The organism is Psychroserpens sp. SPM9 (genome assembly GCF_025153525.1).
Taxonomy (GTDB): Bacteria; Bacteroidota; Bacteroidia; order Flavobacteriales; family Flavobacteriaceae; genus Psychroserpens.
In genome coordinates, this window is the sequence record NZ_JANZNR010000003.1 from 515,063 (window position 1) to 527,096 (window position 12,034).

At 34.9% G+C, this 12,034-nt stretch carries 8 protein-coding genes; 1 reads left to right on the top strand and 7 read right to left on the bottom strand.

Annotated features, from left to right (window positions below):
- Nucleotides 1-58: 58 nt before the first annotated feature.
- The 3 genes from gap to N4270_RS08705 form a co-directional block, all read right to left on the bottom strand.
- Nucleotides 59-1,060 (bottom strand): type I glyceraldehyde-3-phosphate dehydrogenase, encoded by a 1,002-nt coding sequence (gap, locus tag N4270_RS08695; protein ID WP_260096635.1) that lies wholly within the window; start codon nucleotides 1,058-1,060, stop codon nucleotides 59-61.
- 46 nt (nucleotides 1,061-1,106) lie between these two features.
- The gene (gene pfkA, locus N4270_RS08700; protein WP_260096636.1) at nucleotides 1,107-2,093 is read right to left on the bottom strand and encodes a 6-phosphofructokinase; all 987 of its coding nucleotides are present in this window, start codon (nucleotides 2,091-2,093) and stop codon (nucleotides 1,107-1,109) included.
- A gap of 137 nt (nucleotides 2,094-2,230) precedes the next feature.
- Nucleotides 2,231-6,631, bottom strand: coding sequence for a translocation/assembly module TamB (locus N4270_RS08705; RefSeq protein WP_260096637.1), 4,401 nt, complete (start codon nucleotides 6,629-6,631; stop codon nucleotides 2,231-2,233).
- 106 nt (nucleotides 6,632-6,737) lie between these two features.
- Between N4270_RS08705 and tsaD the strand changes: the two genes are divergently transcribed.
- Nucleotides 6,738-7,760, top strand: a complete 1,023-nt coding sequence (tsaD, locus tag N4270_RS08710; RefSeq protein ID WP_260096638.1) for a tRNA (adenosine(37)-N6)-threonylcarbamoyltransferase complex transferase subunit TsaD — start codon at nucleotides 6,738-6,740, stop codon at nucleotides 7,758-7,760.
- Nucleotides 7,761-7,824: 64 nt separating this feature from the next.
- On the opposite strand, the gene N4270_RS08715 is transcribed toward tsaD, so the two are convergent.
- The 4 genes from N4270_RS08715 to hisF form a co-directional block, all read right to left on the bottom strand.
- Nucleotides 7,825-8,607 (bottom strand): tRNA pseudouridine(38-40) synthase TruA, encoded by a 783-nt coding sequence (locus N4270_RS08715; RefSeq protein WP_260096639.1) that lies wholly within the window; start codon nucleotides 8,605-8,607, stop codon nucleotides 7,825-7,827.
- A 139-nt stretch (nucleotides 8,608-8,746) separates the two neighbouring features.
- The gene (locus N4270_RS08720) at nucleotides 8,747-10,486 is read right to left on the bottom strand and encodes a T9SS type A sorting domain-containing protein (RefSeq protein WP_260096640.1); all 1,740 of its coding nucleotides are present in this window, start codon (nucleotides 10,484-10,486) and stop codon (nucleotides 8,747-8,749) included.
- Between the two features lie 143 nt (nucleotides 10,487-10,629).
- Nucleotides 10,630-11,229 carry a bifunctional phosphoribosyl-AMP cyclohydrolase/phosphoribosyl-ATP diphosphatase HisIE gene (gene hisIE / locus N4270_RS08725; RefSeq protein ID WP_260096641.1) on the bottom strand — a complete coding sequence of 200 codons (600 nt, stop codon included), beginning with the start codon at nucleotides 11,227-11,229 and terminating at the stop codon, nucleotides 10,630-10,632.
- Between the two features lie 49 nt (nucleotides 11,230-11,278).
- On the bottom strand, nucleotides 11,279-12,034 hold the full coding sequence (hisF, locus tag N4270_RS08730) for an imidazole glycerol phosphate synthase subunit HisF (protein ID WP_260096642.1): 756 nt from the start codon (nucleotides 12,032-12,034) through the stop codon (nucleotides 11,279-11,281).

Genomic DNA, 12,034 nt, shown 5'->3' on the forward strand with positions numbered 1-12,034 from the left:
TTTTGAGTAAAACAAAATTGGTAGTTACAAGAACTACCAATTTTAGATTAATAATTTATTATAACGCGTTAACCTTTTGGGCTAAATCAACTAATTTATTAGAATATCCAAATTCATTATCATACCATGATACTAATTTAAAGAATTTAGGGTTTAGCTCGATACAAGCATCAGCATCAAAGATACTTGTGCGTACATCACTAACAAAGTCCTGAGAGACTACGGCATCTTCAGTATATCCTAAAACACCTTGCATAGAACCTTCAGACGCTTTTTTAAAGGCCGCTTTAATCGCTTCTAACGAGGTTGCTTCTTTGGTTCGTACTGTTAAATCAACGACGGAAACATCGGCTGTTGGCACACGAAATGCCATTCCTGTTAATTTTCCGTTTAATTTAGGAATTACTTTCCCTACAGCTTTTGCAGCTCCTGTTGAAGAAGGAATGATATTTAACAATGCTGAACGTCCTAATCTGTAATTCTTACGTGATGGTCCGTCAACTGTTAATTGCGTTGCTGTACTTGCGTGAATTGTTGTCATTAAAGCTTCTTCCAATCCGAAGTTATCATCAACTATTTTTGCCATTGGAGCTAAACAGTTGGTGGTACAAGAAGCATTAGAAACAATGGTATGATCTGCTGTTAATTCATCGTCATTAACTCCCATAACAAACATAGGAGCGTCTTTACTTGGCGCTGAAATAACTACTTTTTTAGCACCAGCTTGAATGTGATAATCGGCCGTTTCTAAAGTGGTAAAAATACCTGTACATTCTGCGACAACATCAGCACCAACTTCATCCCATTTTAAGTTTTTAGGATCTCTTTCGGCAGTGACTCTTACTGTTTTACCGTTGACTACTAAATGACCATCTTTAACTTCAACTGTTCCGTCAAAGTTTCCGTGAACTGAATCATACTTCAGTAAATATGCTAAATGCTCAACATCTAATAAATCGTTGATGGCAACGACATCTACATCTTCTCTTTTTACGGTTGCTCTAAACACGATTCTACCAATTCTACCAAAACCGTTAATTCCTAATTTTAAATTTGACATATGTTCTTTTTTTATATCTTTTTTGTTAGTATTTAATTTAATGTTATTACGTCGTCATGATATCAGACACACGTAATAATTCCATATTTATTTCAGATTTGCCTTTGACCGCTTTATCTAAAGGGGTTAAAGCTATTTTATCATTTAATAAGCCTACCATATAATTGGTTTTATTTTCCAGCAGACTTTCAACCGCCTTTACTCCCATTCTACTAGCGAGGACGCGATCAAAACACGATGGCGACCCACCTCTTTGCATATGGCCTAAAACAGAGACACGAACATCGTATTCAATCATGTTTTCTTCTACATAATCTTTTAGTTCGAATACGTTTTTACCAATTTTATCACCTTCTGCAACCACTACAATACTGGAAGACTTTCCGGATTGCTTACTACGTCGCAAAGATTCTAATAAACGTTCAAGACCTAAATCTTCTTCAGGAATTAGAATTTCTTCAGCACCTGCTCCAATACCGACATTTAAAGCAATATGACCAGCATCTCGTCCCATGACTTCAACAAAAAATAATCGGTTATGCGAACTAGCGGTGTCACGAATTTTATCGATGGCATCCACCACAGTATTTAAGGCAGTGTCATAACCCAAAGTATGTGAGGTTCCGAAGATATCATTATCAATCGTACCAGGAATTCCCATGACAGGAAAATCAAATTCCTGATTGAAAATCATAGCACCTGTAAAGGTTCCATCACCACCAATCGCTACTAAAGCGTCAATATTGGCCTCGATTAATTGTTGATAGGCTTCTTTACGGCCTTCGGCTGTTCTAAAGGTTTTAGATCGTGCAGATTTGAGAACCGTTCCTCCTTTATTAATGATACCTTTTACACTACGTGCATCCATTGCCTTAAAATCACCTTCAATCATACCTTCGTAGCCTCTGTAAATTCCGGCACATTCAATATTATGGAAGGCACAAGTTCTAACAACCGATCGTATGGCAGCATTCATTCCTGGAGAATCTCCTCCTGATGTAAAAACACCTATTTTTTTTATGGTTTTCGACATGTAGTTTCTGTTTCAAAAAGTAAACTTAGTAAACAAATACTACAATAAAAATGGAATTGAACTTTATTTAACAGGTCTTTAAAAACTCAAACGTTTTCGTTAATAAAAAAGATTAAAATTGTTAAAAACCGAGTAAATTAATTGCTTATTGAGTCCTTTTCTGTTTTGAATTTCATAAACTCTGGAGTCATTTTGACGTCAGTTTCTTCTTGTTTCTTTTCCTCCTTTTTGTCTTTGTCTTTGTTTTTTCCTGAGAAGATAATTTGCAGGAGTTCTTTAAAGGTATCAAACTCGACATTATAGGTTAAACCAGCACCTTGCGTATAGCCAATTTCTTCACCAAAATTTCGAATGCTATTTTCTCTATTAAAAAAGGTAGCTTTGAGCGTACCATCGTCATTTAAAAGCACATCGATTTGTACATCACCAGCGATCACAGTCTGGTTAACACCACCAATAGGGACACCTACTTTACCATTAATTAAAACCCGATCACTAATTTTAGTGCTTAGTGTTAATCCGATTTCATCCCTGGTTTCATAATCTGAAGTTACCGTACCTGCTTCATAATTAACGCCAATACTAAGTTTACCATCTTCATCAGTCAAGAAGCTATTAAAAAAGGCATTTACACGATCAGAAATGGTGCCATAGGCTTGCTGTCCTAAACTCAATTCACTAGCAAACGACCCTGTAGATAATAAGAATAAAGCCTGATTGGTTCTGCTTTCTTTTGTTTCTAATCGGTATTCTAATTCTGATCTGATATTTGAATCTACAGTTGGAAAATTAAAAGTAAAATCTGGATCTGGCTGTTCAAGTTGTCCAGACAAATTCACTTCTACTTCTACGTCGATACTTCTATTTATTGGCGCATCAAGTAATACTGAAGGGTTAGCGCGTGTTGCATAAATAGCTGTTAAACCAACTTCGGCTTTTAGAGGATCACCTTCCCAACGTAAATAACCTCCAGGTTGTACTGTAAGTTTCTTTTGTACCAATCCTGCATAAGCAAAATTGTAAGTTCCTTCAACGATTTGAAAATCACCAAACATTTGAAATTTACCATTCGTATTAATATCGAATAAAAGGTTACCGTTACCTTTTCCTTGAATGGTACTTCCTGAATTTTTATCAATCAATATTTCTATGTCGGCGTAAGGGTTGACGAATAAGTTGAACTCTAACTCTAAACCTTTAACTTCGGTAGTATTGACGATTTCGCCTCGCAATCGGGCTTCTTTTTCTTCCGGACTTAAAAAATGGATATAGGAATTGTCACCATAGGTTTCAAAATCACTCAACGGAATTTTAAATATGGTGCCTTGAGCAGTGCTTCCGTTGAATTCTATTTTAAGTTCGTCTGTAGGGCCCGAAATTTCTGCTTTACCATCAACGAAAGCTGTTCCGTAGTACAATTCATCTTCATTAAATTCGGTGTCTAACACCAGTAAACGATTGGTATCTATTTCTAAACCGAGTTTCCAATCGGAAAAATTCTGGTGGCCAATATAACCATTAAGTACCGCTTTTGAGAAGTATTTAGAATCGGTAATATCCACATTCTGAAAGATGAATTTTTGAGATTCTAATTTTACTTGTGAGTCAAAATCAAAACTGTAATCGATATTTAAATACGGAATTGTCAATCCGGCATTATCAAGTAGTAAATCACCATTAAATTGCGGGTTTTTCAGACTTCCAGTCACTGTAGCATTACCCGTAACCAAACCTCGAATATTAGTAATAACACCTTCACCAAACGGATTTAAAGGATCTAACAGAAACTCTTCAAACGCCACATCAAGATTGATTGTATTGGCATCAACATCTAATGTTCCTTTAGCATCCAGTGATTTTAAATTGTCATTTTTAAGCGTGACGTCAACATTATAATTGGTCAAAGATTGGTTTCCTGAAACGAGTGCTCTTAGTTCGCCTAATTCAAAGTCGTTAGCTTTTAAATCACTTATAACTACTGAAGAATTTGGCAGATAAACACCTTCTTTTTGCAGAAGATCCAGCTTTCCATTGACGCGACCTTCAAGGAGTAAACTGTCAATTCTTGGTGTGATTTTTTTGAGGTCTACATCCGTAAAATCTAATTTTAAATCTTTATACGCATCGCCAATAATTTGTCCTGAAAGTTCGATGCGCTCTTCAAAATGATTCATAACCATTTCGCTTATATCGAAATTTTTAAAATCTCGGGTAAACGCAATCTTATTTTTCTTGTTTTTATCTTCATTAATCGCCCACTTATTCCCTTTGAATGTTACATCCGATTTTCTAAAACCAACAACCGATTTGTTGTCTTCATCAATCGTATAATACATGCTCAGGTTAAAATCATCAGCATTTGCTTTTCCGCCTTTAAATTCAGATTTGATAAACAGCGTATCCCGTTGCGTTACATTAATTAAACTAAACTTGGACACATCGTAATATTTGGTACTCAGTGTGTCAATTTCTACATAAGTATTAAAAAGCGGATTACTATTATCGATTAGCACTGAAATATCATTTGCAAAATAATCGAAGAGTTTAATTTGTGGTGAATTAAATGTGAGGTTAAACTGTTTCTCATCGGTTTCAATACGACCTTTAACCGTTGTGTTTGGACCTAGTTCTAGATCGTGATAAAAGACCTCGACAATCTTGTTGTAAATTTTAAAGTTAAATTCAAGATACTGATCGGTTTCAATTTCATTCGGAATATAATTGGTGTAGATACTTCCAACCGAATTTTCCACTAGTTTACCAATATCTTTAAATTTGAAATTTCCGCTCATGGTGCCTTCAATGATATCGGGCGAATTGATAGTTAGAACTCGTTTGTTAGCGCTAAACTGTGACTCAATTTTAAAATCCTTAAAATAGTATTCATCATTTTCATTGATGTAGGTGGTGTTTTCAAAATTTAATGTTCCGAAGGCATCATCAATACTAGCACCTTTCATTGAGGTTGTTACATTGCCTCTAAATACCGAAATACTATCTTTTGTAATAAAATTAAGCGCTCTTAAGTTGGCATATTCAACATTAGCTTTAAAATCAAAGGCTTTAATTTCTTTAGATAAATCGGCTAAACCATTAAACTGAAATTTAAAATTTTCATCTTTAGATTCTAATAATCCGTTGAATATCTGATTTCCTAACTTCCCTGAAATATCAACATTCTGATACTTATAGTCGTTATATTCCACATGAAAAATTTGTCCAGTAACCTGAGTGCTCAAATTATCAAGTGTAAAGCCTTTTCCATCAACATCCAGATTAAACGACGTTGTTTTTACTTTAGGATCGTTAAGTAAAACACCTAAATCGAACTCGTCAAATACGACATTTCCAACATAGCTCGCATTGTCAATATCATTAACACGTGTCATTTTCATATCAGACACAATGAGTCCCAAATCGGTATAAATATCTAAATCGGCATCTATAGTTGTGTTCGTAATTAAGGAGGTTCCTGTAATTCGGAAATCACCTAATTTCGAAAACACCGACGGAATAGATGCTCCTAAAATATTGGGTAATAAGGCTCTTAAATCGTAGTAATTGGAAGCTAAATTATCGAAGCGCCCATTCATTGAAAAGTCCCCTTCTTCAGAACTAAACAGGTTTTTGAAAACAATATCACCATATATTTTACTTCGTCCACTCGCATTGAGTTTAAGGTTTTGCGCTTTTAAGTCGTTGAGAGTTCCTGAAAGATTTACATCGAGTTTTGCTTTTTGATTGACGCCAAATTCATTGTAAAAGGTATTGAGGTCATTCAAATAAATTTCTGAATCTTTAAAATTAGCCGAAACCAATACTTTGTCTTCAAAATCTTTAAAATCTTCACGATTGTAATCAAACCGTATGTTTCCGTCAAGGTGTGAATTTTCGGTTTTAATACTTAAATTATTAAAACTCATATGGTCTAAGGTGTACTCAAAATCGGTAACCATATTTTTTACATAAGCACCTCGACTGTCTTTAAATGTAAGTGTGTTAATACGTGCGTTAACATCGCTGGCAGCAATAACAAAATTTGTTGCATTGATATTTAAATCATAAAATTCTAAGACTTTATGAGTCTCTCTGTTTTCGTCAATAAGTCTGAAAGTTCCGTCATAAATTGACACATCGCTTGAGGATAATAAAAAATCACTTTTTTCTTTACGCGGATTATCTTCATCAAATTTTTCAACAAAAATATCGAGGTTTGTATCGGTTGCGCCTTTATAGGTTTTTACATTGAATGTTAAATCCATAACATCGATATCTCCAAAATTAAGCTTCCCATTATAAAGATTACTGAAGCTTAGAATAGACGTATTGAGTTCTCCAATAGCGATTAAGGTGTCTTTCTTGTAGTCTTTAATAAAAATTTCTTTGAGCTCTACGTCCCCATTAAATTGGAGTCCGACCTTCCCAATATTAATATTAGTACCAAAGTCTTCGTTGATACGATCTGTAGCATATCTCCCTAAACTGGTTTGCACAGCAGGAATAGAAAGTACCAACACCAAAATGATGAACAATAGCAAAATAATTGCTAAAATTTTAGATACTATTTTCAGGAATTTTTTGATACGCTTTGAAAGTTATAACTTTGACCTCAAAATTAACAATTATTGTGCCTAATTTGTATTAATGACCTCACAAAATATATATATTCTTGCTATTGAGTCTTCCTGTGATGATACAGCTGCTGCTGTAATGCATAACGGTAAAATATTAAGTAACATTATAGCCAGTCAAAAAATTCATGAAGACTATGGTGGCGTTGTGCCAGAACTAGCATCTAGAGCGCATCAGCAAAATATAGTTCCAGTGGTTGATCAAGCGCTTAAAAAAGCGGGCGTTAAGAAGTCGCAGTTAAGTGCTATTGCATTTACGCGTGGCCCAGGTTTAATGGGATCTTTATTAGTAGGAACCTCTTTTGCAAAATCCTTGGCTTACGGTTTGAATATTCCATTAATTGATGTTAATCATATGCAAGCTCATATTTTAGCACATTTTATTGACGAAGCCGATTTTAAAAAGCCGTCTTTCCCGTTTTTGGCAATGACAATTTCTGGTGGTCACACTCAAATTGTTAAGGTGACTTCCTATTTTGAAATGGAAGTTATTGGCGAAACTATCGATGATGCTGTAGGCGAAGCATTTGATAAAAGCGGAAAACTCTTAGGTTTAGGTTATCCTGCAGGTCCCGAAATTGATAAACGTGCTAAATTGGGAAATCCCAAAGCCTTTGCTTTTACAAAACCGAAAGTTGACGGATTGAATTTTAGCTTTTCAGGATTAAAAACTGCCATTTTATATTTTGTTCAGAAGCAGGTAAAACTCAACCCGAATTTTATTGAAGAGCACTTGAATGATATTTGTGCTTCAATTCAGTATACCATTATTGGCATTTTAATTGACAAACTTAAATTAGCGTCTAAAGACACAGGTATCAAGCACATTGCGATTGGTGGAGGTGTTTCGGCTAATTCTGGAATCCGTCAAGCTTTAAAAGATGGTGAGCATAAGTTTGGCTGGACGACGTATATTCCAAAGTTTGAATACACGACCGATAATGCGGCCATGATTGCTATTGTTGGCTATCTCAAATTTTTAGAAGGAGATTATGCGGACCAAAGTGTGATGGCTTCGGCACGATTGAAAATATAAAAAAGTAATGAGTAATTAGTGTTCAGTATTACAGCACTTACTATGTTGCGCTTTTTTTAAGAGTTTATTCAAATTCCACCGAATTCAAAATCAATCCTGATGCAGGTGCAATAAAATCCATCACCTCGGTACTTTCAAACTGGAGTGAATCTTTGATATAATTTAAGTCTACTTCACCTCTACCTAATTTGATGAGTGTTCCCATCATTAAACGAATCTGGTTGCGTCCAAAACCTTTTCCTTTGACAATGAGTGTGTAGGTGTTTTCTGGAAAGAAATTAGCTGTAAACAATTGGTTTTTAGTAAGTGTGCAGCTATCAACGGTTCTTTCGTATAAGCCATTATCTGTGGCTCTAAAACAATAAGGTTTAAAATTATGTGTGCCTTCAAATAATTGCGCACCTTGAATCATGAGATCGATATCCAAATCGTCAAGAATGGTTGTCATTATTGGCGCACAAAACGGATGACATTTTTGTCCGTAGGCAAATAAATACACATACTCTTTAATTTTTGAATGCTGAATAATATTAAATTCGGCATCTACTTCTTCAATAGCTAAGGCTCTTAAATCTTGAGGAAGGTTATGATTAAACAATTCTAAAAAAGCGATTTCATCTTCTATTTTTTCATAGATAAATAATTCGAAAGCGGTTTCATTGGCAGACACCATAGCATCTGTGCGACCAGAACCTAAGGTTTTAAATTTTTTTCCGTCGAGAATAAAATTTAGAGTTCTGTCAATCATTAAATGAATGGTTTTCAGTTTGGGTTGTTTTTGCCAACCATGAAAACGATACCCTAAATATTGAATTTTTATTAAGTAATAATAGCGTTTGTTAAACATAAAAGCAAGAACGCTATTTTATGAGTTTTTACAAAATTTTTGGAAGTATACTTCTTTGTAGTCTGATAATAGAGCAAATAAAATAAGCCGCCATAATTAAAGATCACGACGGCTTATTTAGATTGTGGTTTGTTAAGTATTATTGTATGATTAATTTTTGCATTCGTTTTTCATTTGCAGTGTTGTTTATTTCCAGCATGTAAATACCAGAACTAAACGGACTCGTATTAATTGTATTTTGAGTGGTGGCAGCATTTAAAGTGTTTGTAAATAGCAAACGACCATTCACATCATATAATTTTGCTACTGTTCCATTTTGTAATTCACCAGACACTATAATTGTTTTATCTTTTGTGTTGCTGTATATGCTTAGTGTCTCTAAGTTAGATTTGTTAGCGTTTAGCACATCTGAAGCAAACCGAAGAAAAAAGCGACCTGTTCCAGATAAATCAGTGTTTGGCGTGTAAACAAAATCATTAGTGGTTAACAAGGTAAGTGAATTGTTAACAGTGTCTTCTAAATAAATATCGATAGTATCAGGCATGTCTGTTTCTACAATACTGATTGTGATTTCCTGTCCTTGAGTTGCATTAATACCTAAAGGAACAGAAACATCATACATGGCATCAGGATTTAGTGACTGAATAGCAAAAGCGGTTCCTGTGTTATTTTCCACTAAATGTGAATAAATTGAAAACGCTGAAGGTCCGCCGTAAACCGCTGCATCATAACCTGGATCAAACCCTTCAGAAGCATTACTATTAAAATAAAAGTCGGTACTATAATTCGCATTGCTAGAATTTAAACTTAGTTTTATATGTCCGTGATGTGCCGATGTTGCATTTCGTCCTAAAATAAAATCATCAGATGTACCAGAACAACGCATCGATGTGGTAAAATCTATAAATCCGCCTCCAGATTTAGCTTTTACGAAGAAAGCCTGACCAGGCGCAATCAATTCTGTGATCGCTGGCGAATCAATTGTAGCTTGATTCCAAACAGTCCATCCATCTGAAGCATCACCATCATAACCATAAATAGCCTGATAAGAAGCATTATCAAATTGTGATTTGTTTAAATCAAAAAAAGCATTGAAGTCAAGGTATGACGGATAAGGGTTTCCAATTAAATTCCAGGCGTCACCAGCAGCAGCATCAGAAATTGGGATATCTAACACATCATCGGTTCTAATGGTTCCTGAAAACGTTAAAGTACTTCCACTATTGGTCGCCACTCTGTATCCAATACCAGATTCAATTGCTGTTAATGCATTCGTAAGGATATTGTAATTTTGATAAGCTCCAGCGACTGTATTATAAGGAGCAAAAGCCCTTATGAAGCCCGAAGCTGCTAATTCACCAGTATTGAGTAACGCGAAAGCTTCAAATAACTGGTTAGAAACAGGTGATGAAATCAAGTCATTCGTTCCAATTTGAGAAGCAAATCTGTGGTAATTTACCTCGCCTATAATTATGCCATCAGCAATTAAGCTTGAGAACATTTGAGATGTAGAATTTAAATCGACAACAGCAGATGTTAGGGTTGCTCCTGCGTCAATGGTTACTGCAGCTCCAGGGTTAATGACTAAGTTATCACAAACTGTATTAGTGGAAATATTTACAGTTCCTGATTCTATAACAATTGCATCAATTGAAGTGGCAATTCCTATTGGGTTGCTAGGAAACCAACCATCATCAAAGGTGTAAGTAATTGGCAATAGTCGATTTAAGTTGGCTTCTTCATTAGCGGAATTTTGAAGTTTACTCTCATGGACTATGTCCTGGTTTTGGATATAAAATCCGGGTTTTTCTTGTGCATCTGAATATTTAATTAAGCACAAAAAAAATGATAAAACTAAAGTAGGTGTAAAGTTTTTCATAAGATTTGGGTGAAAATTTAGTTAAACAATTTTTGTCAGAACAAACTTAAAAAATCACCAAAAAAAACCGTTGAAATCAAAAATTATTCGATTAAAAAAAACATTAATCGATAATATGCGAAAATATTCGACAAAATACACTTTTACTTGACAGCTCTCTGCTCCAAAATTTTTATTATGTCATTAATTTCAAAGCCTTTAGCTTGTAGTAAAATTAAATAATGAAATAACAAATCGGCACTTTCATTTAAAAATAAATCATCATTAGAATCTTTAGCTTCAATAACAACTTCCACTGCCTCCTCGCCTACTTTTTGAGCAATTTTATTAATGCCTTTTGCAAATAAAGATGCGACATAAGATGTGTCTTCAGCAGCATTATTTTTTCTATCAGCAATAATAGTTTCTAATGTTGTTAAAAAACCATAATCTCGAATATTATCTTCATTCCAGCAGGTATCAGATCCTTTGTGACATGTTGGTCCTTCAGGCGTTACTTTAATTAAAAGTGTGTCACTATCACAATCTAGTTTTATACTCACCAACTTAAGCACATGTCCGCTCTCTTCACCTTTAGTCCATAAGCGTTGTTTTGTTCTGCTAAAAAATGTCACCAGTTGCGTTTCTAATGTTTTATTTAGCGCCTCTTGATTCATATAACCCAACATCAATACCTTGTGTGTCGTTTCATCTTGAATAATTGCAGGAACAAGTCCGTTATTTTTAGTATAATCTATATTCATAGGATCTATTTTGATTATTACTACTGAAATGTCTTCAGTAAAAATCGACTTAAAGCCGTATTTCTATATGCTGTTTTTTTAATTCTTTTTTTAAATCTATAATATCGATTTCACCAAAGTGAAAAACACTGGCCGCCAAAGCAGCATCAGCTTTTCCAATTTTAAACGTGTCGATAAAATGCTGTATAGTTCCTGCGCCACCGGAAGCAATTATTGGAATATTAACCGTTTCAGCCAGTTTTGCTAATGCTTCATTTGCGAAGCCTGATTTAGTTCCGTCGTTATTCATTGACGTAAATAAAATCTCTCCAGCACCTCTGCTTTCAACTTCTTTAGCCCAGTCAAATAAATAATGCTTCGTCGGAATTGTGCCACCAGCCAAATGCACCATCCACTCGTTATCAATTTGTTTGGCGTCGATAGCGACAACCACACATTGGCTTCCAAATTTATCGGCCAATTCATTGATAAGCTCTGGTCTTTTAATAGCGCTCGAATTGATTGAAACTTTATCGGCACCACAATGGAGTAAGTCGTCTACATCTTTAATTGAAGAAATGCCACCACCAACTGTAAATGGAATATTGACCTGTTCTGCCACTTTAAGTACCATGTCATGCATGGTTTTTCGACCTTCTAGTGTTGCCGAAATATCTAAAAACACCAATTCGTCTGCACCAAGTCTGGCATACTGTTTGGCTAATTCTACTGGATCACCAGCATCGCGTAAGTTTACAAAATTGACACCTTTTACAGTTCTGCCATTTTTGATGTCTAAACACGGAATAATACGTTTTGTAAGCAT